The 23,023-nt window shown below is 65.4% G+C and carries 18 protein-coding genes and 1 tRNA gene; 7 read left to right on the top strand and 12 right to left on the bottom strand.

Features of this window, described 5'->3' with window-relative positions; translation table 11 throughout:
* Window positions 1-4: 4 nt before the first annotated feature.
* Window positions 5-1,609, bottom strand: coding sequence for an adenylate/guanylate cyclase domain-containing protein (locus BN2156_RS23560; RefSeq protein ID WP_090517253.1), 1,605 nt, complete (start codon window positions 1,607-1,609; stop codon window positions 5-7).
* 82 nt (window positions 1,610-1,691) lie between these two features.
* Here BN2156_RS23560 and BN2156_RS23565 point away from each other — a divergent pair, with 82 nt between their 5' ends.
* Both BN2156_RS23565 and BN2156_RS23570 read left to right on the top strand, forming a co-directional pair.
* A complete protein-coding gene (locus BN2156_RS23565; RefSeq protein ID WP_090517254.1) occupies window positions 1,692-2,900 on the top strand; it encodes a DNA polymerase III subunit delta' in 1,209 nt (402 codons plus the stop codon).
* 56 nt (window positions 2,901-2,956) lie between these two features.
* Window positions 2,957-3,032: transfer RNA gene (locus BN2156_RS23570), tRNA-Thr, on the top strand.
* Between the two features lie 9 nt (window positions 3,033-3,041).
* On the opposite strand, the gene BN2156_RS23575 is transcribed toward BN2156_RS23570, so the two are convergent.
* The 6 genes from BN2156_RS23575 to BN2156_RS23600 all read right to left on the bottom strand — a co-directional run bounded on the left by BN2156_RS23575 (window position 3,042) and on the right by BN2156_RS23600 (window position 10,398).
* Entirely contained in the window at window positions 3,042-3,914 is an 873-nt protein-coding gene (locus tag BN2156_RS23575) for an alpha/beta fold hydrolase (protein WP_090517255.1), read from the bottom strand.
* Window positions 3,911-4,279, bottom strand: coding sequence for a carboxymuconolactone decarboxylase family protein (locus tag BN2156_RS23580; RefSeq protein WP_090517256.1), 369 nt, complete (start codon window positions 4,277-4,279; stop codon window positions 3,911-3,913). The genes BN2156_RS23575 and BN2156_RS23580 overlap by 4 nt, the downstream gene beginning before the upstream one ends.
* Before the next feature lie 25 nt (window positions 4,280-4,304).
* Window positions 4,305-5,093, bottom strand: a complete 789-nt coding sequence (locus BN2156_RS23585; RefSeq protein WP_235625455.1) for a hypothetical protein — start codon at window positions 5,091-5,093, stop codon at window positions 4,305-4,307.
* 256 nt (window positions 5,094-5,349) lie between these two features.
* Window positions 5,350-6,207, bottom strand: a complete 858-nt coding sequence (locus BN2156_RS30605) for a hypothetical protein (RefSeq protein WP_131725198.1) — start codon at window positions 6,205-6,207, stop codon at window positions 5,350-5,352.
* A gap of 129 nt (window positions 6,208-6,336) precedes the next feature.
* Entirely contained in the window at window positions 6,337-8,583 is a 2,247-nt protein-coding gene (locus BN2156_RS23595; RefSeq protein WP_090517258.1) for a TPR repeat domain-containing protein, read from the bottom strand.
* 57 nt (window positions 8,584-8,640) lie between these two features.
* Window positions 8,641-10,398: a hypothetical protein gene (locus BN2156_RS23600; RefSeq protein ID WP_090517259.1), complete on the bottom strand. Its 1,758-nt coding sequence runs from the start codon at window positions 10,396-10,398 to the stop codon at window positions 8,641-8,643.
* 56 nt (window positions 10,399-10,454) lie between these two features.
* Here BN2156_RS23600 and BN2156_RS23605 point away from each other — a divergent pair, with 56 nt between their 5' ends.
* From BN2156_RS23605 to BN2156_RS23615, 3 genes are read left to right on the top strand one after another with little or no spacing between them, the layout of a single operon-like run.
* Window positions 10,455-11,396: a GDP-mannose 4,6-dehydratase gene (locus BN2156_RS23605; RefSeq protein WP_210436696.1), complete on the top strand. Its 942-nt coding sequence runs from the start codon at window positions 10,455-10,457 to the stop codon at window positions 11,394-11,396.
* Window positions 11,397-11,435: 39 nt separating this feature from the next.
* Window positions 11,436-13,217, top strand: coding sequence for an N-acyl-D-amino-acid deacylase family protein (locus BN2156_RS23610; protein ID WP_090517261.1), 1,782 nt, complete (start codon window positions 11,436-11,438; stop codon window positions 13,215-13,217).
* Window position 13,218: 1 nt separating this feature from the next.
* Window positions 13,219-13,800, top strand: coding sequence for a TetR/AcrR family transcriptional regulator (locus BN2156_RS23615; protein WP_090517262.1), 582 nt, complete (start codon window positions 13,219-13,221; stop codon window positions 13,798-13,800).
* On the opposite strand, the gene BN2156_RS23620 is transcribed toward BN2156_RS23615, so the two are convergent.
* Genes BN2156_RS23620 through BN2156_RS23640 form a run of 5 tightly spaced genes read right to left on the bottom strand, consistent with a single transcriptional unit; the run spans window position 13,797 to window position 21,341 of the window.
* Window positions 13,797-14,138 carry a DUF2304 domain-containing protein gene (locus tag BN2156_RS23620; RefSeq protein ID WP_090517263.1) on the bottom strand — a complete coding sequence of 114 codons (342 nt, stop codon included), beginning with the start codon at window positions 14,136-14,138 and terminating at the stop codon, window positions 13,797-13,799. The genes BN2156_RS23615 and BN2156_RS23620 overlap by 4 nt on opposite strands.
* Entirely contained in the window at window positions 14,135-14,833 is a 699-nt protein-coding gene (locus BN2156_RS23625; RefSeq protein ID WP_090517264.1) for a polyprenyl-phospho-N-acetylgalactosaminyl synthase PpgS, read from the bottom strand. Before BN2156_RS23625 ends, BN2156_RS23620 begins: the two co-directional genes overlap by 4 nt.
* A 24-nt stretch (window positions 14,834-14,857) precedes the next feature.
* Complete coding sequence (locus BN2156_RS23630) at window positions 14,858-16,078, bottom strand: lipopolysaccharide biosynthesis protein (protein ID WP_090517265.1); 1,221 nt, start codon at window positions 16,076-16,078, stop codon at window positions 14,858-14,860.
* Window positions 16,075-17,412, bottom strand: a complete 1,338-nt coding sequence (locus tag BN2156_RS23635) for a M1 family metallopeptidase (RefSeq protein ID WP_090517266.1) — start codon at window positions 17,410-17,412, stop codon at window positions 16,075-16,077. Before BN2156_RS23635 ends, BN2156_RS23630 begins: the two co-directional genes overlap by 4 nt.
* Window positions 17,409-21,341, bottom strand: coding sequence for a Pls/PosA family non-ribosomal peptide synthetase (locus BN2156_RS23640; protein ID WP_090517267.1), 3,933 nt, complete (start codon window positions 21,339-21,341; stop codon window positions 17,409-17,411). The genes BN2156_RS23635 and BN2156_RS23640 overlap by 4 nt, the downstream gene beginning before the upstream one ends.
* Before the next feature lie 239 nt (window positions 21,342-21,580).
* On the opposite strand from BN2156_RS23640, the gene BN2156_RS23645 reads away from it, so the two are divergent.
* A complete protein-coding gene (locus BN2156_RS23645; RefSeq protein WP_090517608.1) occupies window positions 21,581-22,558 on the top strand; it encodes a TerC family protein in 978 nt (325 codons plus the stop codon).
* A gap of 63 nt (window positions 22,559-22,621) precedes the next feature.
* The gene (locus BN2156_RS23650; protein ID WP_235625456.1) at window positions 22,622-23,020 is read left to right on the top strand and encodes a hypothetical protein; all 399 of its coding nucleotides are present in this window, start codon (window positions 22,622-22,624) and stop codon (window positions 23,018-23,020) included.
* The last annotated feature ends 3 nt before the right edge of the window (window positions 23,021-23,023 follow it).

Raw genomic sequence — 23,023 nt, forward strand, 5'->3', positions numbered from 1 at the left:
CCTTCTAGCTGGAGACGTCGCTCTCGGTTTGGCGCTCCAGATCGCGGGGCAGCACCAGGTTCATCGGGCGGGCCAGCTGGGTCGGCACCGTGCGGCCGCGCAGTTCCACGATCTCGCCGACGTCCCAGCTCAGCGCCTCGGCGTCGAGTGCGCCGCTGACCGCGATCGCCGAGGCCAGCACATGGCCCTCCTCCAGCTTGGCGAGTTCGGTGAGGCGGGCCGCCTCGTTGACCGGGTCGCCGATCACGGTGTATTCGAAACGGGCCTGAGCGCCGATGTGGCCGGCGATCGCGCGCCCCGCCGAGACCCCGATACCGAACTCGATGTCGCTGCCGAGCACGCTGAGCAGCTCGTCGTGCAGTTCCCGGGACGCGGCCAGCGCACCGCCGGATGCGTCGGGATGCTCGATGGGGGCGCCGAAGATGGCCAGCGCTGCGTCACCCTGGAACTTGTTGACGAACCCGCCGTGCCGGTTGACGGTGTCGACGATGACCCGGAAGAACTCGTTGAGCAGGTTCACCACGTCACCGGCCGGGATGGTCGAGGCCAGATGCGTCGACCCCACCAGGTCCACGAACAGCACAGCTACGTCGCGTTCCTGGCCGCCCAGCTCGGTGCCGCGCTCCAGGGCGCGGCGCGCGACGTCCTCACCCACGTACCGGCCGAACAGGTCACGAAGGCGTTGCCGCTCGGCCAGCTCGCGCACCATGTCGTTGAAGCCGGCCTGCAGCAGGCCCAGCTCGCTGGCGTCGTAGATCTGCATGTGGGCGTTGTAGTTTCCGCGCTGCACCTCGCCGAGCGCCCAGCGCAGCTGCCGCAGCGGGTCGGCGATCGACATCGCCACCAGCACGGTGCCGGACAGCCCGATCACCAAGGCCGCGATGGCCAGCAGCAACAGCGGGGTGGTCAGCCGGTCGGCCGATGCGGTGAGGATCGAGAACTTGCTGGCCACCAAGGCCAGCACGATTGCCAGGACCGGCACGCCGGTCGAGAGAACCCACGTCAGCACCTGACGCAGGATCACGCCCGGGGCGCGGAAGTTCTCCGGCACGCCGCCGCGCAGCGCGGCCACCGCGACCGGCCGCAACACGCGCTCGGACTGCAGGTAGCCGATGATCGCCGTCGCGGTCGCGCCCAGGGCGGTGGCGACCAGGACGACGGGCGCGGACTTACTGGCCACCGGCCAGCTGGCCACGATGAACACGATGGATCCGAGGAACCAGTTCGTGACGCTGATCAGGGTGCGATAGAAGGGCATCTTCAGCGCACGTACGCGGGCCAGCTCGGTGATGGCCGGGTCCGACTTGGACAGCAGAGTGTCGCGGCGCTGCCACCGGATCACCGGGATCAGCAGCCGCAGGGCCAGGTAGGCGCCGATGGTGAACGACACGAACAGGTAGCCCAGGAAGATCGCCAGGTTGAACACCGGCAGATCCTGGAGCTGGATGCGATCCTCGGGCGGCAGACCGAAACGCAGGAAGCCGAGCACGAACAGCGCACCGATGATGTCGGCCTGCAGCATGCCCAGCGTGAACACCGGCCACGGGGTGCGCGCCACCCATCGCGCGAATGCACCGATTCGCGCGATAGGTATGGGCTCCGTGGTCACCCGTTCACCGTATCGGGCCGCAGGGACGTTGAGCGCCTGCTGTGACGTGGTTGTGTCGGCTTGACCACTACTGTTGGGGACGATGAGCGGGGTTTTTTCGCGGCTGGTGGGCCAGCATGCTGTGGAACAGGAGCTGGTGGCGGCCGCCTTGGCGGCCCGAGGTGATTCGCCACACAGTGGCACCGCCGTCGGGACCATGACACATGCCTGGCTGATCACCGGCCCGCCCGGATCGGGGCGTTCGGTGGCGGCGCTGTGCTTCGCGGCGGCCCTGCAGTGCACGTCGGACGGTCTTCCCGGGTGCGGCGAGTGCCGGGCGTGCACGACGACGATGGCCGGGACCCACGCCGACGTGCGCCGTATCGTGCCCGAGGGGCTGTCGATCGCGGTCAAGGAGATGCGCGAGATCGTCCAGATCGCGTCACGCCGCCCCGGGACCGGCCGGTGGCAGATCGTGGTGATCGAAGATGCCGACCGGCTCACCGAAGGTGCGGCGAACGCCCTCCTCAAGGTGGTGGAGGAGCCGCCGCCATCGACGGTGTTCCTGCTGTGCGCGCCGTCGGTCGACCCTGAGGACATCGCCATCACGCTGCGCTCACGGTGCCGGCACATCGCGCTGACCACGCCGTCGGTGGATGCCATCGCCGACGTGCTGATCTCCGGCGACGGCCTGCCCGAGGCGGATGCTCGCTGGGCCGCCTCGGTCAGCGGCGGACATGTGGGCCGGGCCCGACGCCTGGCGACCGATCCCGAGGCCCGGGAGCGCCGCAAACGCGCGTTGGGGCTGGCGAGGGACGCCGCGACACCGGCCCGGGCCTTTGCGGCCGCTGAAGAGATGGTGGCCGTCGCCGAGGCCGAGGCGCTGGCATTGACCGCCGGACGCAACGAGACCGAGACCGAGGAGCTCAAGACGGCCCTCGGGGCCGGTGGCACCGGAAAAGGCACCGCCGCCACCACCCGCGGCACAGCCGGTGCGCTCAAAGAACTGGAGCGGCGGCAGAAATCCCGGCAGACCCGGGCCTCCCGCGATGCGCTCGACCGGGCCCTGATCGACCTCGCCACGTACTTCCGTGACGCCCTGCTGGTGTCGTCGGGAGCCTCGTCGGTGACCGCCAACCACCCGGACATGGCCGAGAAAGTGCAGGCCATGGCCGACCACGTGCCCCCGGACCGGCTGCTGCGCTGCATCGAGGCAGTGCTGGAATGCCGCGAGGCGCTGGCCATCAACGTCAAGCCCAAGTTCGCCGTCGACGCCATGGTGGCGACCATCGGACAGGCGTTGCGCGGGTGACTTTGGAGGCTCGGGCATGACTGCCGTAGACTCGTGCCGCCCGGTTCGCCGAGCGCGCCACCCTAGCTCAGTCGGTAGAGCAATTCACTCGTAATGAATAGGTCAGGGGTTCGATTCCCCTGGGTGGCTCCATTTCTTTTTTCAGTTGGCGTAGGCCGTCGTCAGGAACTCGTCGATCAACGGAACCACTTCGTCAAGGTGGGTTTCCAGCAGCCAGTGACCGCCGCCGAGCAGGTGGATCGGCACGTCGGGCAGATCGCGTCGATATGCCTGTGCGGATTTCGCCGGCATATAGCCGTCATGCGGACCCCACACGATCAATGCCGGCGGCTGGTGCTCCCGCAGGTAAGCCTGTTCCCCGGCGAACCAGTCCAGCGTGGTGGGTTGATCCTCCAGGAGCCGGATCAGATTGGCGATGCGCTCCGGTGTGGACATCAGTGACCAGTGCAGCGTCCACAGGTCGGGGCTGATCCGGTCGGCGAGGTAGTCGGGAAGTTCACCGCGGAACTCGGTTTCGAACCCGTGCAGGGTCACGTGTTGGGCGATCCTGCGTCGCGACGCGGGCCCGGGGTTGTTCCACGATTCCTTGAGGAAGTCGTACTTTGGGCCGAAGGCGTCTTCGTAGATGTCGCCATTCTGAATGACAAGGCCCGCAACGCGTTCCGGCTTGGCGATGGCCAGCTGAAAACCGAACTGAGAACCGTAGTCGTGCAACCAGATCACGTAGCGGCTGAGATCCATCGTGTCGACGAGGGACTGCAGAAAGCGGCTGTAGGCGGCAAAGGTGTAGTCGAAGTCTTCGGGAGAAGGTGTTGCGCTGTAACCGAATCCGGGAAGATCCGGCGCGATCGACCGCCACCGGTCGCCCAGGCGTGCCATGAGGTTGCGATAGACGTAGGACGAGGCGGGGTAGCCGTGGGGGAGCAGAAGGACCGGGGCGTCGACGGGGCCGGCCGCACGGTAGAAAGTGTCGACGCCGTCGACGGTGGTCCGGTGATGGGTTACTGCGGTCACGAACCTTTGAGTACCCGTTTGGCCACGTTCATTGCCGTGTTGGCGTTGGGGAAGCCCGCGTAGCCGCTCGAGTGATAGATGACCTCGGCGATCTCGTCCTCGGTGAGGCCGTTTCGCAGGCCGATCCTGACATGCGACTCGAACTCCTCGGTGGCTCGTAGGGCGATGAGGATGCCCATGGTGACCAGGCTGCGGTCACGGCGGCTCAGCCCTTCGCGGCTCCAGAGCCGACCGAAGACATTGTCGACCCCGATGGCCATCATCTCGTCGCCGAAGGAACCGTCGGGCTCGACGACACCTGCCGGCAGGTGCGGAACCATCTCCTGGAGGACCCGCAGGCCCTGTTCACGTACGTCGTCAGTCATGCCTGCCAGCTTGGCACGGGAACCGTTACGACTCCGGCCAACCCGGGTCGGGCGGCAGCGTCGGCAGCGGCTCAGGTTGGACGAAATAGTCGTTTGGGGCGCCCGGTGGTGTACCTGGAGCGAGTGTGCTGCTGCACTGGGGCAGATCGGTGTCGGCGCCGAGAACTTTGTAATCCGTGATTACCCAGGTGCCGAACACGTTGACTTTAGGGGTCCGCCGTGGGCCTCGCTGGTTTGAGGGCGGTGCAACCTGCTGGGTGCCGGGCAGAGCCTGATCAGGCCCGAACGTGATCCATCTGGCACTTCCTGCCGGGAGCTGGCGTCCCGAACTCCGGTAACCGCCGCCGTATTCCTTCGCGGCGACCATCGACCCGTAGGCGCAGACTCCCGCAGTAACGAGGTCGCCGTTGCGGTGCGTTGCGACCACTTCCCAGTACATTGTCCCAACCTGATCACGGTCTTTGCCTCCAGGGAGTCCGAATATATCGGGATCTTTCACATTGTTGAAGGCGTGAGAGAATCCGGGATAGCCAGCATCTTCAATTGCTTTGATTCCGCTGCCTCGACCATATCCGACACGGTCGAGTGATTCCACTGCGGCTCTGACGAATGTCCCTTCTGGTGACATTAGGTCGATGTTTGGATTTTGAATCCATCGGTTGGAGTATTGCAAGATGTCGTCAGCTGTCGGGACGCTCGAGGTCGTTGAGCTGGTATTGGGTGCGGAGGGTTCTGGCTGCGTACAACCGGTGGTGATAACTGTCAGAGCCAACAGCCCCGAAAATGCGCGGCCTATTGTTGAAGTTGTGAGCATCAATAACTCCAGTTGTCATTCCTCGTTGCTAAATGCGGTATCCAAGACGCTGCTGAGGAGATAAACCCCGGCCGGCAGGACCTGTCTGTACGTTCTGGAGGTTTGGTTGCTCACTTGTCGCTGCGAATGCATTTTTGACCGTAGCCCATCTGCTGTTGCCGGTTCGAGTTCGATGATCGCTTCGATCGTGCGCCTGCGGTAAGGCGCGAAAACCTTGGGCGCCCTCGGCTGGCGTCAACAAATTAAGAATTCGTCCTCACCGACGAGCGATTATCGCCATTGTCTGAGAGAAAAGCGACGAAAACGCCCTTAGCTCGTCCGACCTCGCCACATACCTGCTAAGCATTCCAGAATATTCGTCCCATGCGGCCTCGCCAAACTCTTGACGCACCTTCTCTGGCTCTATCAGTGCATTGTCCCGGAAGTATTTTGCGTCGATATCTTCATTCATTGGATTAGCAGACGTGAGCGCAAGCGCGTAGTTGAGCTCGGTTTCCGCTATTTCTGCATTGAAGATCAGTGGGGACGAATCTGGGGATTGGATCCCGGTGGCCATAGCGAGCCCCAACAGCTGTGCTGCACGGCGAACGTCTGTGTTGACGCTTTCAACTGATATTGGATAAGCCTTCAGTGCGGCCGATACCTGGTCCAAATACTGTTCGGAAAGATTGACTATTGCTGCACCGAGCTCGCGTGAGCTGGTGGCGTCGCTGCCCAACACGCTGAAGATTGCGTAGCTTCTGGGCATGGGCCCATCGAGAGCGTCGAGTGGCTCGAATGCAGAGGTCTCGCTCGTATCGCCCACCATGGCTGCCAAGAAAGGGGTGATAGCTTGGGTGTACGAACTAACAATATTTGGATTGACCTCGCCGACGGTTATACGTGGATCATCGTCCTTGGAGTCGGAGTTAAGATTTAGCAATTTGGAAGACTTATCGGCTAGAAATACTGCTATAGCGTGTGCAGTTTCTCCTGCCATTTCTTCATTTTCGGGAATCTTCGAATTGGCCCACTCCGGTATCCATGCAAACAGTCTTGCGGCGCGCTCGCCGTGGTCTTTCCATCGGTACTCGGTTATTTCAGACAGGGTCGCCTGACCTGTATCGGAAGTCACCAACTGATGTACTTCCGAAGGACTCGAATTTTCTGGGATGACGGGCTCGGAAGACGTGCACGATAACAGGGTCAAGGACAGCGGTATCCAGGATACGGCGGCTATGAGTCGTGATGTTATCGCCATCAATTAGTCTTCTCTTTCTGGGAGATTGGTATTGGGGGCGGTGTATTGCGATTGGAAATCGCTTATCGCGAATCCAAGTGAAGGATGAGTGTTTGCGAAATATCGGCTGAGTTGGCTGCGGTAATCTTCCCAGCCTGATTCGCCGTAGCGGGCGCGGACCTCTGCGGGGGTCATTAGTGCGTCACCGTTGAAATACTGCGCCACTATGTCATTATTCGGGCCGTGCACCAAGCCGGCCGCGATTGAGTATGCAGCGTGCGTCGCCCCATTGCCCAACTGCCGATCGTCATTGTGCACCCCCACGTTCGTCGAGGTGGTGCCTTCCGGGAAATCAGACTCCACCGGCTCAGGCCCGATCATCCCTTGCTCTAAAGCTGCGTGAAGACGATCTACGACGGGAATATTTTCCCCAACTACATCCCACCCCGCCTTCTTGATATCCCATGCATCTTTGGCGTGGTCGTACGCGCTTTGTTGAATATTCTCGTTGTGATTCGCAGTCTCGATGTAAGCGCCGGCGTCTATTAGGCCCAATAGTCGACCCGCTTTGGCCAGATCGCCGTGGTGAGGGTTGCTGCCGGGTACTGATGGGTCACTTTTAGCGGCATCTGCGAAAGCATCCTGGTAGTCTTTGACGCTCTTGTATGCCTCACTGTTGAAGTACTTTGCAGCGTCCGGGTCCGAATCGAGGACTGCAAATAGATTTCGAGTGTTAGTCATATTCGTTCCCAGGCTGTCCAGGGGATCGAATCCGTTGACGTTCTTCTCGCCGACCATTGCCTCCTGATATGGAGCCAACCCGTGGGCGAATGATTGCACTAGGTTAGGATTACGGTCGCCTAGGCTCTCATGTCCTGGCAGGTCGAGTAATTTCTCGCCGTAAACCCCGAGGTATTTCCCGTACACTTCCGCTGTCTCGGCCGCAATTTTGCTATCCGGTCCAGTTGTGTCCTTTGTCCACTCAAAAAGTGCCCCTGCGGCCGTTCCTTTATCTGACCACGCGTGGTTGTTTATGTCGTGCAGAAAGTCTTGACCTTTTCCGCCCACCAAGTGGTCCCGCACAACTTCGTGATCATCATCGACGGCTGCAAAAATATCGGAGACGGCCGGATCGAAGAATGGATCTCGTCCGAAATCTTCTCCTTGGCTTGCGCGGTCTTTTTCCCACGGGGGCGTGTCCATGATTGCATCTGCTTTATTAAGCAATGCGCGATCAAGTTCAGTGCCCCGTTGGAGTGATTTATCACCAGTATCAACGATATTCGCAATTGCCTGGGCATGTTCGGTATACGAGGTGCCGGAAGTTTGTAGTGGATCAATCACGCTATTGGGGAGTTTTTCTGAGCCGCCCCTGGTCAAATTGTTGGGATCGTCTAATGCTTCTGGTTTTGTCGCGGTGGTCGGAAATTCTACATCTTTATTGCTCATGAGCTGCCAGGAATTAGGAAGAATATCTCCATGCTCGCCTAGCTTTTTATGCACTTCTTCGAGCCGTTCTAGCGACATTCCCTTTTGTTGCGCTTGCATTTGGCTGAGGTAGGCACCTTGGGTCTCGGTCAGCTTCTGGCCGGGGGTGATACCGGTTAGCGCCTCATCAACGCGGGCGGCTGCTTCCTTGTTTCCGCTGAGCGCATCTTGGACATCTTGCTCAGCCCGCTTATGTACATCTTCTTCGTCCGGCTTGCCGTCACCGTCCTTGTCGGTGAGGCCTTCGGCGTCGCCCTTCTTCTCTCCCGGCGCGAATTTCTGATTCGTCAGTGCATCGAACTCGCCCCTGAGGCCCGTGAAGCGCCCGGCAATGGTGTTCATGTCCTTATTGGCGTTCTCGACAGTGTTGTTGACCTGGGTGATGCCTTGATTGGCAATCGGGATCAGGCTCTTCTCGCGGGCTTGGGCGCTGAGTGAACTAGGCAGTGCGTTGACCGCGCTGTCGACCCAGGACTTAGTCGTGTCGAGTTGATTGCGCCCGTTGGTGACGACGTTCGCGGCGTTGGTGACTTCGGCGGCCATCTTCTTGTCGAGGTCCGCCAGCTTTTCGTAGACGCCGGCGTGTTCCTTGTTGGCCGCGGCGTAGGCCTCTGAGCCCTTGCCTTGCCAGCGGTCGTCAGGCTGGGCCGATTCGATAGAGGACTTCATCTTCAGCAGCTGCGAGCTGCTTCCGTTGTACTGGCTGCCGTCGGTGGGGGTGCCTACGCCGAACGTGTCCTTGGCTTTGTTCCACGTCGAATAGAAGCCATCAAGCACGCCCACAGATCGTCCCCCTCGGCAGGATCCCGCAAATCAACCCTCAGTATCTCAGCACCCGGACTACCTCGGTGCCAGGAATCCGACGGGTCCGGGGGAGATGCAGACCGACAGTGCGGCGGTGTTGGCGTGCACGGTGATGGACTGGCCGGCTCCGGGCAGTCGGACGAAGACACGGTTCAGTCCAGGGCGCACTGGCACCTTCACCTCGGGCCCTTCGGCCAGGGCCATGGTCAGGGATCCGTCGCTGTTGGCCAGGTAGTTGATCTCGGTGGTCCAGTCGGCCGGCAGGAGTGGCCCGTCCAGGGGCATGACGACGGGTTCGTCGGGCTGCACCAGGAATCCGCATTTGGGTGCTGGGCCCTCGACGATGGTGCGCACCCAGGTCACCTTGGCATCGACCAACTTGCCGGTCCGGTCGAACATGCGTAGATCGGTTGTGGCCGAGGCGAACTCGGGCCGGGGCGACGCCAGGGCGAACATGTGGCTGGCCAGGTTCTCGGGTGCGGCCACGCGCTGCAGGATCAGCGGGTCGACCTCTTGATCGAGGAGAGGAGCGGCCGATGAGGTGGACGCCAGCGACGCCCGGGCGTTGTTCAGATAGGCCGGCACCGGGTTGTCCTGCCATACCTTCAAGAAGGTGAAGGTCGAGTACAGGCTGCTGGTCACGAAAAGCGCTGCGACACTGACACATACGGCAGTGCGGGCCCGCGACGCTGAAAGCAGGCCGGAAGACGGCCGGTTCGGCGCACAGAATCCCACCGCTGCCAACAGCGCCAGCACCACCACCAGATCCGGCAGGTAACGCAGCGTCTGCGCCAGTTCCAAAGCGGTGAACCGGGACGAGCGCATCAGATAGATAGGGATCTGGCAGGCCACGGCATAACCGAGAGCCACGGCCAGCACTGGCCAGATCCGTTGCTTGCGCACCAGCACCACCGCCACGGCGACGATCAAGACCACCCACCCCAGCACCATCACCGAGACGGGCGGGGTGGCCCACGGGGAGGCGGGCGCCCATCGCTGCCAGGACCAGGGCCCGCCCACAATCCCGGGCACGATGCCGTGGGTGAAGGAGCGGCTCAGCAGGTCCCAGGTCATCGCGACGTCGAAGCTCCACCGCTTCTGATCGACGACGAGTAGGTACACCCCGATCCACGCCACCAAGAGCGCCAGGCACCCGACCCATAGCCGAAGACCGCGCCGCCAGACCTCGCGCAAGCCATGGGTCCCCGTCACATACCCGAGCAGCGCCACCACCGCGAACGCCACGAACGGGATCACCGCTGCCTTCTCGAAGAACAGCAGCCCGCCCAGAAAGACGAGCACACCAACAACCGCATGCCGGGAAGCCCCGGTCCGCACGAGCAGCACGGCTTCGCCAACCACCCAGGCCAGCGCGGCCTGCATCGGCAGGGTGTTCAGGCCGGCCGCCCACCAGGCGAACCCGGGCAACGCCAGCGGCGTGAACAACGCAAAGGTCAGCGGTATGAGCAGCACCGGCCGCCAGCCCAGGATCACCCACAGCGCCCGCAGTAGCGCCAGGGACGCCAGCAGCTGCATCACGACCAGGCTCACCGCGGCGAGCACCCAGGAGAACGGCGCCAACCGGGTGACCGCGCCGGACACCAGGAACGCCGCTGGCATGACATGGCCGTCGTGGTCGTCGAACAGGAAGGACGGCGACAGCAGATTCTGGGTCCCGGCCCGGCCGATCAGGATCAAATCGTCCCAGTAGAAGTAGCCGCCGAACGCGAGTATCGCCCGGACCACCAGATGCAGCGCGATCAGCGCGGCGGCGATGCGGGCGACCTTGTTCACTCTTGCCGACTGTACGGACACAGCGGGGCCATAGTTGCCGTCGGTATGGTGTGCCCGTGCGAACACTGGTGACAGGAGCTGCAGGTTTCATCGGATCGACGCTGGTCGACCGGCTGCTGGCGGACGGGCACAGCGTCGTCGGCCTCGACGACCTGAGCTCCGGGCGGGCAGAGAACCTGAGCAGCGCCGACAACAGCGACAACTTCGAGTTCGTCAAGGCGGACATCGTCGACGCGGACCTGCTGGGGCTGCTCAAGGACACCCAGCCCGAGGTGATCTTCCACCTGGCCGCCCAGATCTCGGTGAAGCGTTCGGTGGACGACCCGCAACTGGACTCCACGGTGAATGTGGTGGGTGTGGTCCGGTTGGCCGAGGCGGCCCGTCAGGCCGGCGTGCGCAAGGTGGTGCACACGTCCTCGGGTGGTTCGGTGTACGGCACCCCGCCGTCTTATCCGACGAGTGAGGATGCGCCGACGAATCCGGCATCGCCGTATGCGGCGAGCAAGGTGGCCGGCGAGGTCTACTTCAACATGTTCCGCAATCTGTACAACCTGGATTGCTCACACATCGCCCCGGCCAACGTCTACGGCCCGCGGCAGGATCCACATGGTGAGGCCGGTGTGGTGGCAATTTTCGCCCAGGCGCTGCTGGCCGGGCGGCCCACCAAGATCTTCGGCGACGGCACCGACACCCGCGACTATGTGTATGTCGACGACGTGGTCGACGCCTTCGTGAAGGCCTCCGGCACCGCGGGCGGTGGCCAGCGGTTCAACGTCGGCACCGGGGTGGATACCTCGACCCGTGAGATGCACACCGCGATCGCCTTGGCCGTCGGAGCTGCGGACGAACCGGAGATGCACCCGGCGCGGCTCGGTGACCTGCGTCGTTCCCAGCTCGACATCACCCGGGCCCGCGAGGTGCTGGGCTGGCGCCCGCAGGTGGATCTGGCCGCGGGTATCCCCAAGACGGTCGAATACTTCAGGAGTAATTCTCACTAAAAGATTGTGAGTACTCACTTTCTCGTTTAGCGTTGCGCCATGTCCTACGACGTCATCGTTCGCAACGGCTTGTGGTTCGACGGCACCGGCGCCCCGCCGCAGGTCCGTACGCTGGGGATTCGTGATGGGGTAGTGGTCGCGGTGTCGGCCACCCCGCTGGATGAGACCGACTGCCCCGACGTCATCAATGCCGGTGGCAAGTGGGTGCTCCCCGGCTTCGTCGACGTGCACACCCACTACGACGCCGAGGTCCTGCTCGATCCGGGCCTGCGGGAGTCGGTGCGACACGGGGTGACCACGGTCCTGCTCGGCATGTGTTCGCTCTCGACGGTGTACTCCGACACCGAGGACGCCGCCGACCTGTTCAGCCGCGTCGAGGCGGTCCCGCGTCAGTTCGTGGTGGGCGCCCTGGAACAGCACAAGACCTGGTCGGGGCCGGCCGAGTACGTGAAGGCCATCGACGAGCTGCCGCTGGGCCCGAACATCGCGTCGCTGCTGGGGCATTCGGATCTGCGGGCCTCGGTGCTGGGGCTGGATCGGGCGACCACGCGCGGGGTCACCCCGACCGACGCCGAGCTGGAGACCATGGCGGCCAAGCTCGACGAGGCTCTCGAGGCGGGCATGCTCGGCCTGTCGGGGATGGACGCGGCGATCGACAAGTTGGACGGTGACCGCTTCCGGTCCCGCGCCTTGCCGTCGACGTTCGCGACGTGGCGTGAGCGCCGGCGTCTGATCAAGGTGCTGCGCAAGCGTGGACGGATGCTGCAGAGCGCGCCGAATGTGGCCAAAGTGCATGAGGCACTGAACTTCTTCCTGGAGAGCAGCGGTCTGTTCGGCCATCGCCGGGACGTGCGGATGAGCCTGCTGGTGTCGGCCGACGCCAAGTCCTCGCCCGGTGCGGTGCGGGTGCTCGGGCCGGGTGTCCGGTTGCTCAACCGGGTGCTGGGGTCCAAGGTGCGGTTCCAGCACCTGCCGGTGCCATTCGAATTGTATTCGGACGGAATCGATCTGCCGGTGTTCGAGGAGTTCGGCGCCGGAACGGCCGCGCTGCACCTCAAAGATCAGTTCGAGCGCAACAAGCTGCTCGCCGATCCCGAGTACCGCCGCCGGTTCCGCAAGTCCTTCGACCGGCGCGTGCTCGGACCCACCCTGTGGCACCGCGACTTCCACGACGCCACGATCGTCGAATGCCCCGACAAGTCGCTGATCGGCAAGAGCTTCGGTCAGATCGCCGACGAGCGCGGCATCCACCCGCTCGATGCCTTCCTCGATGTGCTGGTCGACAACGGTGAGCGCAACGTTCGCTGGACCACCATCGTGGCCAACGACCGGCCCAAGTTCCTCGACAAGCTGGCCAAGGAACCGTCGGTGCACATGGGTTTCTCGGATGCCGGTGCGCACCTGCGCAACATGGCGTTCTACAACTACCCGGTGAAGCTGCTGAAGCGGGTACGCGACGCTCAGCTGGCCGGGCGGCCGTTCATGACCACCGAACATGCCGTGCACCGGCTGACCGCCGAGGTCGCCGACTGGTTCGGCGTCTCGGCCGGCACGCTGCGCCAAGGCGACCGCGCCGACTTCGTGGTGATCGATCCCGCCGGCCTCAACGAGACGGTCGAGGCGTACCACGAGGAATCGGTCCCGTTCTACGGCGGCCTGAGTCGGATGGTGAACCGCAGCGACGACGCTGTCGTCGCGACGGCGGTCAACGGTGCCGTGGTGTTCCGCAACGGTCAGTTCCGGGACGGCTACGGTGAATCGGTGAAATCAGGGCGCTACCTGCGGGCCGGTGCTGAGAAGCTGGACCATACGCCGGTCTGATATGGCCAGAACCCAGCAGCAGCGCCGCGAGGAAACCGTCGCACGACTACTCGACGCCGCCATCGACACCATCATCGAGGTCGGTTATGCCAAGGCCTCGGCGGCGGTGATCGCCAAGCGGGCCAAGGTTTCCGACGGCGCGCTGTTCCGGCATTTCCCGACCATGAGTGACTTCATGGCGGCCACGGCCCAGGAGGTGGCGCGCCGTCAGCTGGAGTTGGGCGGCAAGCTGGTCGCGGAGATCCCCGCCGAGCAGCCGCCGCTGCCGGCCGTGCTGACGATCCTGCGCGACATCGCAGGCAGTGAAACCAACACCGTGTGGCACGAGCTGATGATGGCGGCCCGCACCGACGAAAAGCTGCGGGGCCCATTGCAGACGGTGCTCGCCGAGTACATCGACAACATCTACGAAACCGCCAAGAGCACACCTGGCGTCGATCAGATTCCCGAGGATGTGTTCGCCGTACTGCTGACCATCGTGATCAACACGTTCGACGGCGCAGCGATGGTGCGACGCGTGCTGCCGATGCCGGAACTCGAGGAGGCACGGATCGCGATGTTGGCGGAGTTGCTCAGCCGCTAGCTTTCCTCCGGCACCCGTACGTTCTGCAGGGCGACGGCGCGGGCCAGTCGGGCATAGCGCAGCTCGAGGTCTTTGATGCGCAGGTACGTCGAGAGCGTGACGAACACGAACGCGATGATGAGCACGTACTCCATCAGGTCCGTACCGCGGTCCACCCCAAGCCAATTGGCCACCACGGTGGTGTCGTCGGGACGCAGGATCGCGTAGATGCCGGCGACGACGAACAGCACGAAGCCGACCTTCACCCACGCTTTGGATCGCGCACTGCGCCGTGACCCCAGCAGGTACGCCAACAGCACGAGCACCGAGATGATCAGCAGCGCCTGAATCCAGTTCATCGGGACAGCCTCCTGCGCAACAGCCCGTCGAAGATGATGTTCACCCCGTTGAGCAGCGGTTGCCCCTTCGACTTCGAGTAGTCGGTGTAGAGGATCTCGACGGGCTCCTCGACCACGCGCCAACGGTTTTCGTACGCCAGCGAGATGAACTCACCGGCGTGGCTCATGCCGTTCATGGTGAGGTCGAGTTCGTCGGCCACCAACTTGTCGAACACCCGCAGGCCGTTGTGGGCGTCGGTGAGTCCGAGCGCCCGGCTCTGCGGGCTCAAGAACGCCGCCGCGCGCAGGATGATCCGCTTCAGCGGCGGCGTATGCGTCACCGCGTGGGCGTCGGGGTTGGCGAACCGGGTCCCCACCACCAGATCGGCGCCGTCGGTGTCGAGCCGGTCGATCATCCGCACGACGTCCTTGACCTGATGCTGGCCGTCAGCGTCGAAGGTGGCGAACACCCGGGCCCCGGGCCGGCTGCGGGCGTATACGACGCCGGTCTGGATGGCCGCTCCCTGGCCGAGGTTGACCGGATGCGGGACGACGTGTGCGCCGGCCTGCAGTGCCTGCTCGGCGGTGCCGTCACGGCTGCCATCGTCGACACAGATCACGTTAGGGAAAACCGAGCGCACGTCGGAGATGACGTCGCCGATGATGCTCGCCTCGTTGAAGGCGGGGATGATGATCCAAACGTCGTGGAAGCGCATGTCGATGGGCACCAAACTACACGGTCATTTCCGGGCCGCACGCGCCAGCGCGCCCAGGTGAACCGCGATTCCCACCAGTGGTCCGCACAGCAGAGCGATGATGGTGCGCGCCTCCAAACCGACCGGCAGCAGCAGTAGCGCCACCGCGGCGACCGTGGCGATGATCCAGCCGAGCGCATAGGCCCGGTGCATGGCCGCCGCCACCGTCGCGGCGCCGGTCAGGGTGAGCATCGCGATGGCCACGGCAGCCGCGGTCAGCCAGGCCAGCAGGGGGCCCCCGGCGCGGTACTCGTCGCCGAAGCCCACCCGCAGCAGCCAGGGTCCCAGCAGTCCGGCCGCCGCCACACCCGGGGCCAGCAGTGCCCGCAGCCGTTTGTCGCGCTGATCGACGAAGTGCGCGATCAGATTGCCCTGCATCGCGGTGAGCGGAACCAGCAGTGGTGCGCGGGTCAGCGTCACGGCCAGGATCACCACGCCGCCGGCCGCACCCAGATCACCGGAGGTGGCCTTGAGTAGCACCGGGAAGCCCATCACGAGGATCGCGCTGGCACCGGCCGCGGCGATAGAGTGCGCGGCCCCCCGCAGGAACGTCGCAGGGTTGCCCGCTGTCAGCAACCCGGCGGCCATCCGTGCCGCCGGTGCGGCGATCAGCATGATCAGCCAGGCCACGGCTCCGGCCACGGTGGCCCACAGGAACCCGGCCAGGCCCCAGCCGAGCACGAACGTCGCCGCGGCCACGGCCACCCGGATTCCGGCGTCGGTGACCATCAGGGCCCCGTACTCGGTCCAGCGGTTCACCCCGGCGAGCATGCCGAGCAGTGTTGCGTGCAGGCAGAATCCGGCCAGCCCGATGCTGAGCAGAACCACACTCAGCGCCCGGGACTCGGCGAATACGTGCGAGCTCCACAGCGGTGAGCTGAGCGCGATCACCATGGCCGCGACGATGCCGACCAGCCCCGCGATCCGCATCGGGTGGGTGCTGGGACTTCCGGAGAGGTCACGGTGCCGCGATGAGCGCACCTCACGGGTGGCCTCTTGCAGCAGGCCGTTGGCGGCCCCGGTCACCAGGCCGAACGCGCCCCAGAACACGCTGAAGATCGAGAAGCCGGCGGGCTCGAGGTCGCGCGCGGCCAGGTACAGCACGGCGTAACCGCACAGCGCACTGATCGCCGTCGCCAACCCGACGCGGGCGACGCTGCTGCGCGTGATGGGGCCGGTTGCCGGGGCGGCGCCGCCGTCGGTCACAGGTCCGGCAGCTCTTTCGAATACAGCCAGGCCTGCCACAGCGGCTGTAGCGGCACGTCGGTGTAGCCGGCGGCCAGCCCGGTGAAGTCACTGGTGAAGGCCGTGCTGTGGCGGTAGCGGGCGGTCCAATCCCGCAGGAGCGCAAAGAAACTGTGGTCACCGATCAGGGTGCGTAGCGCGTGCAGGGTCAGGGCGCCGCGCTTGTACACCCGGTCGTCGAACATGTCCTCGGGTCCCGGATCGGACAGCAGAAGGTCCTGGGGCTTGTCGCGCAGCCGTTCGTAGTAGTGCTCGGCCCACTCCGCGGCCGTGCGGCCGCCGCTGTGTTCGGACCACAGCCATTCCGCGTAGCAGGCGAATCCCTCGTGCAGCCAGATGTCGCGCCAGCGTCGCGCCGTCACCGAGTTGCCGAACCACTGGTGGGCCAGCTCGTGGGCGATCAGGCGCTCGGCGCCGCGATGCCCGTCGCAGTGGTTGGCCCCGAAGATCGAGATGCCCTGGGCCTCCAGCGGGATCTCGAGATCGTCGTCGGTGATCACCACGGTGTAGCCGCTGGCCAGTGGATACGGGCCGAACAGTTTGATGAACAGCTTCATCATCTGCGGTTGATACTCGAAGTCGTGGTCGAACTCGCGGCGCAACCGCGCGGGCAGCACCGCGTGCATCGGTACCGGTGTCTTGGTCAGCCGCTGGCTCTCGTACTGGCCGATCTGCAGGGTGATCAGGTAGCTCGACGTCGGCTCGGCCTGCTCGTAGGTCCATACCGTGTGCCCGGCGCGGGCCTTGCGTGAGATCAGTTCACCGTTGGCCAGGGCGTAGTACGGGCTGTCCGTGCTGATCTGGATGCGGTAGCTGGCCTTGGAACTCGGATGGTCGTCGCACGGGAACCAGGAGGCCGCCCCGTTGGGCTGGCCGGCCACCAGGGCCCCGTTCGACAGTTCCTCGAAACCGACGTCACCCCAATAGGATTCGATGGGGCGCGGGGTTCCGTTGTAGCGGACGACGACGGTCATCGCGGCCCCGGCCGGCAATGCCGAGGGCAGGGTGACCGACAACTTCCCGCCCGAACATCGGAACTGGGCCGGGCGGCGGCCGTTCACCGAGACCCGCGACACCGCCAGGGCGTCGGACAGGTCGAGGGTGAAGTTGCGCAGCGCGGCCAGGGTCACCGCGGTGATCGTGGCGGTCCCGGCCAGTCGGTTGATCGCCACCTTGTACTCGAGATCGAGTTCATAGCGCGACACCCGGTACCCGAAGTTGCCGTTGCGCGGCAGATAAGGGTCGATAACAGGTGCGGGCGCAAGTTTCTTCGCGGCTTTCTTCGATCGGGTCACGCGGCGGGGTCTTCTGTCTTCTTGGCGGGCTTTTCGGCGGGCTTTTCGGCCGCACGCTTCTTGCCGAACATGTTCCACGGTGCGATCGGGTTGCCTTGCCAGCGCGTCGACGGCGGTACCTCGTCGCCGCGCATCACCAGTGAGCCGGGCCCGACGGTGGCGCCGGCACCGAGCCGGGCCGCGGGCAGCGCCACGCAGTGCGGCCCCAACGTCGAACCTTCTTCGAGTACAACGCTGTCCAACCGCATGATGCGATCGTGGAACAGGTGGGTCTGCACGACACAGCCGCGGTTGACCGTGGCGCCGGTGCCCAGTGCCACCAGATCGGCTTCGGGCAGCCAATAGGTTTCGCACCACACGCCGCGGCCGATCGAGGCGCCCAGCCCGCGCAGCCACAGGTTCATCACCGGGGTACCGCTGGCCGCCCGGGCGAACCAGGGGGCGGCGACGGTTTCGACGAAGGTGTCCGACACCTCGTTGCGCCACACGAACGACGACCACAGCGGGTGTTCGACCGCGCGAATCCGGCCGACCACCAACCACTTCGCGATCACTGCGATGGTCCCGGCCACCACGCCGGCGATCAGCAGGACCACGCCGCCGGTCAGCGCAGCCCACAGGAAGCCGAACCGCATCGTCACGGCCTGCAGCGCACCGAGCACGGCGACGCCGATCGCGAACGTGACGATCACCGGGATCAACCGGCAGGTCTCCACGGCCGAGCGCATGATCTTGAGCCGGAGCGACGGATGGAAGGTGCGCAGCGTGTCGGCGGCGGTGGCGTTGCGGCGCAACCGAACCGGCGGACTGCCCAGCCACGATGAGCCGGCCTTTGCCTTGTGCGGAGTGGCCGACAGCACGGCCACCAGGCCGTCATTGGGCACCTTGCGGCCCGGCTGGGTGATGCCCGAGTTGCCGAGGAAGGCGCGCTTGCCGATGGTGGCCTTGGCCACGTGGATCCAGCCGCCGCCCAGCTCGTAGGACGCCACCATGGTGTCGTCGGCCAGGAATGCCCCGTCCTGTACCTCGGTGAACTTCGGGGTGAACAGGGCGGTCGAGATCTCGGTGTCTTTACCGACTTTCGCGCCGAGCAGGCGCAGCCACCACGGCGTGAGCAGGCTGGCGTAGATCGGGAACAGATAGTTGCGGGCCGCGTCCATCAACCGTTCGGTGGTCCACAGCTGCCAGCCCACCCGGCTGCGCACGGGGTGGTAACCCTCCGAGAGCCGCACCGAGAGGATGCGCACCCCGATCACGGTCAGTGCGGCGTAGGTCAACAGCGCGACGGCGGCCGCGGCCGGGGTCCACGCCAGCGCGGGCAGCAGCGCCTCGGCCGGAGCGGCGGTGTTGTGCACACCCCACACGATCACCGCGAGGCCGGCGGCCAGGGCCAGCAGCGGCAGGCCGGCCAGCAGCAGCGAGGACACGCCGTACACCGCGACCCACACCGGTGCGCGCCCCGGCCGGTGATCGGGCCACGGGTGACGGGCCTTGCCGGACTTCACGGCGGGCGAGCCCTTCCAGTACTGGCCGTTCTTGACCTTGCCGGTCACGGCGGAACCGGGGGCGACGTCGGCGTTCTTGCCGACGCTCGCGCCGGGCAGCAGCGTGGTGCGGGCGCCGATCGTGGCGTCGTTGCCGATCGTCACCGGCCCGACGTGGAACAGGTCGCCGTCGATCCAGTGCCCGGTCAGGTCCACCTCGGGCTCGACCGAGGCGCGGTGGCCGATCTTGAGCATGCCGGTCACCGGGGGTGCCGAATGCATGTCGACGCCTTTGCCGACGCTGTTGCCCAGGGCGCGGGCGTAGTAGACCATCCACGGCGCACCGGCCAGGTTCTCCGCGCCGCTGGCGTCGGCCAGCCGCTCGGCGATCCAGACCCGCAGGTGCACCGGGCCGCCGCGGCGATAGGTGCCGGGCTCAAGTCCGGTCAGCAGCATCCGGGCGAACAGCACCGCGATACTCATGCGGCCCAGTGGGGTGACGAACAGCAGGAACCCGGCCAGCACCCACCACCAGCTGAGCGGATGCGCCCACGACACGACGCCGGTCACCGCCGCCACGTTGTTCAGCACCGCGAGCCAGACCACCCATTGCATGCCGGTGAGGGTGGCCAACGGCAGGGACAGGGCCACCTGCGCGGCCTGGGTGAGCAGCGGGGTCGGTTTGACCTCGCGGGTGTGGATCTGCGGCGGCGGTTTGAGTTCGTCGAGGTAGCCGGCCAGGGAGCCGAGCCGGGGGTGGTCGTAGAGGTCGGCGACGGTCACCAGCGGGTAGCGCTGGCGCAGTGCGGCAACCAGCTGCGCGGCGGACAGCGATCCGCCGCCGAGTGCGATGAAGTCCGCCTCGGGACCCTCGACGGGTGTGCCGAGCACGTCGCGCCACAATCCGGCCAGCCAGCCCATGGTGCCGTCGAGTTGTGGGGCGTCCTGATCGGCATCTCCGGGTGGCGGCCACGGCAGTGCGTTGCGGTCCACCTTGCCCGATGTGCGGGTGGGTAGTTCATCGAGCAATACCAGCCGGGGCACGAGGGCGGCCGGCAGCGACTCGGACAGTGCGGTACGCGCGGCGGCCAGGTCGAAATCGGGATCGGTGCTGGCGATGTAGCCGACCAGCAAGGGGGTGCCGCTGGCGGTCTTGCGCACCGCGGCCGCACCGCCACTGACACCTGGCAGGTGCACGAGGGCGTTGTCGACCTCACCCAGTTCGATGCGGCGCCCGCCGACCTTGACCTGATCGTCGGCGCGGCCCTGGAAATAGAGGCCGTCAGCTTCCAGACGCACCAGGTCACCGCTGCGGTAGGCCCGGTTCCAGCCCAGCGTCGGCATGGGTGCGTACTTCTCGGCGTCCTTCTCGGGGTCTAGGTAGCGGGCCAGGCCCACCCCGCCGATCACCAGCTCGCCGACGTCGCCGACAGCCACCGGCAGGCCATCCTTGTCCACCACCGCCAGGTCCCAGCCGGCCAGTGGCAGGCCGATGCTGACCGGGCCCTGGCCGTCCAGCTGCGCGGCGCAGGCCACCACGGTCGCCTCGGTGGGGCCATAGGTGTTCCACACCTCGCGGCCGTCGACCGCCAGCCGGGCCGCCAGCTCGGGCGGGCAGGCCTCGCCACCGAAGATCAACAGCCGTACGGCCTCCAGGGCCTCGGCCGGCCACAGCGCGGCCAGCGTCGGCACGGTGGACACCACGGTGATGTCGCGGCTGACCAACCACGGACCCAGGTCCATGCCGCTGCGCACCAGCGATCGCGGGGCGGGCACCAGGCACGCGCCGTGCCGCCAGGCCAGCCACATCTCTTCACATGACGCGTCGAAGGCCACCGACAAGCCGGCCAGCACCCGGTCCCCGGGCCCGATCGGATTGTCCTGCAAGAACATCCGCGCTTCGGCGTCGACGAACGCCGCGGCGCTGCGATGGGTGACGGCAACACCTTTCGGGGTGCCCGTCGAGCCCGAGGTGAAGATGATCCAGGCGTCATCGCGTCCCAGCGGGGCGGCCGCGCGCCAGCCGCGGGACGAACCGGGTCCGCGGACCAGGCCGGCCTCGGTGATCACGCCGACCACATTGGCTTCGCCGAACACCAGCTCGGCCCGTTCGTCGGGGTCGTCGGCGTCGACCGGGACGTAGGCCGCGCCGCAGGCCAGCACCGACAGGATCGCCACATACAGCGCATAGCTTCCCGAGGGCATCCGGATGCCGAGCTTGTCGCCGCGGCCGATGCCGCGCGCCGCCAGCCAGGACACGCTGTCGGCGACGTCGGCGATCAGCTCGGAGTAGGTGAGCTGGACGGTGCCGTCGTCGAGGGCGGGTGCATCGGGAAAACGCCGGGCCGTGTCGTTGAGGATGTCGACGAGGGTGCGGGGCTCAGGTGCCAGTGGGGATAGCACGTACTGCGGGGGAATCTCGTGCGCACCGGCGGCAGCTGTCACGAGTACAAACTACTAAGCCCCCGCCACGACGGCCCAGTGGCGCACGGCGGGTCGGTCCGGCGTGGCGGTCCGATTTTGGGGTCGTGCGATCCGTCAGGCAGACTGGTCGCCGGAGGGGAGTATTCCTTCGCTGCGATGTCGTCATCACGTCGGTCGTCTATGGATCGATCGGTGTCGCGGGCCGGTGCGTGGCACCGGTGGAAGAGACCTCCGGCGCTTTGACGACCGGAGGATTGTTGATGCAGGTAACCCAGCTGGAATGGATTGTCACCCTCGCAGTGACGATCGCCGTTCTGCTGTTCGACGTCGTCGTGATCGGGCGACGCCCACACGAACCCACCACGCGGGAGACCGCGACATACCTGTCGATCTACATCGGCATGGCGGTGGCCTTCGGGGTCTGGGTGTGGTACTTCCACGGCAGCCAGTTCGGGCTGGAGTTCTTCGCCGGCTGGCTCACCGAATATTCACTCTCGGTGGACAACCTGTTCATCTTCTTGATCATCATGGCCAGCTTCAAGGTGCCGAGGATCTATCAGCAGCAGGCCCTGTTGGTCGGCATCATCCTGGCGCTGATCTTCCGCGGCATCTTCATCGCGCTCGGCGCGGTGGCCATCAACCAGTTCTCCTGGGTGTTCTATATCTTCGGCGCGTTCCTGGTGTACACCGCGATCAACCTGGTCCGCGATACCGACCATGACGACGACGGCGACAACGGTGTGGTGCGCTTCGCCCGTAAGCACCTGCGCACCACGGACCAGTGGGACGGCCTGAAGCTGTGGATCAGGGACAGCAGCGCGAACGGCGCGAAACTCATGACGCCGATGTTCCTGGTGATCGTCGCGCTCGGCACCACCGACCTGCTGTTCGCGCTGGACTCGATCCCGGCCATCTACGGGCTGACCCAGGAGCCCTACCTGGTGTTCACCGCCAACGTGTTCGCCCTGATGGGCCTGCGGCAGCTGTACTTCCTGCTCGGCGACCTGCTGAAGCGGCTCGTCTACCTGTCGCAGGGGCTGGCGTTCATCCTGGCCTTCATCGGCGTGAAGCTCGTGCTGCACGCGCTGCACGAGAACGAGGTGCCGTTCATCAACGGCGGCGAGCCGGTGCATGTCCCGGAGATCCCGACACTGGCCAGCCTGGGCGTGATCATCGTGACCCTGGCCGTCACCACCGTCGCGAGCCTGTACAAGACCCGGGTGCGCGACGCGCGGTAATCCCTTGGATTCGGAGTGAGTGCAACTCTGTGCAGGTGCGGTATTTGCACTTAACGTGACCGGGTGCGGATATTCGTGGCAGATGCCGAGGCCTGGACCGAGCTGACCGACGGTGACGAGCCGACGGCGCGAATCTCCGCGTCTGACCTGGCTCAGGCGCGCCGGATCCGGTCCGGCCTCAAGTCCGAGGACGACGCTGTATCGGTGATCCTCGACGTCACGGTGGCCGTGGCCGGGGATTACCGGTCGGCGCGCTGCAGCCTGACGGTGGCCGGCCCCGACGCGCAGGTGCGCTACGTGGGCACGGTCGATGGGCTGACCGGTCTGATCGCCGACATCGAGGCCGCCGAGGTGGCCGACGGCGTCACCCTGATCGCGGCCGCGGAGGGCCAGGACCCGCGCGGTCTCGGGGCCGATGTGCTGCGCAGGCTGGAGTTGCGCTCACAGGCCCGGGCCTCCTGATCC

The sequence above is a fragment of the Mycolicibacterium neworleansense genome, assembly GCF_001245615.1.
GTDB classification, from domain to species: domain Bacteria; phylum Actinomycetota; class Actinomycetes; order Mycobacteriales; family Mycobacteriaceae; genus Mycobacterium; species Mycobacterium neworleansense.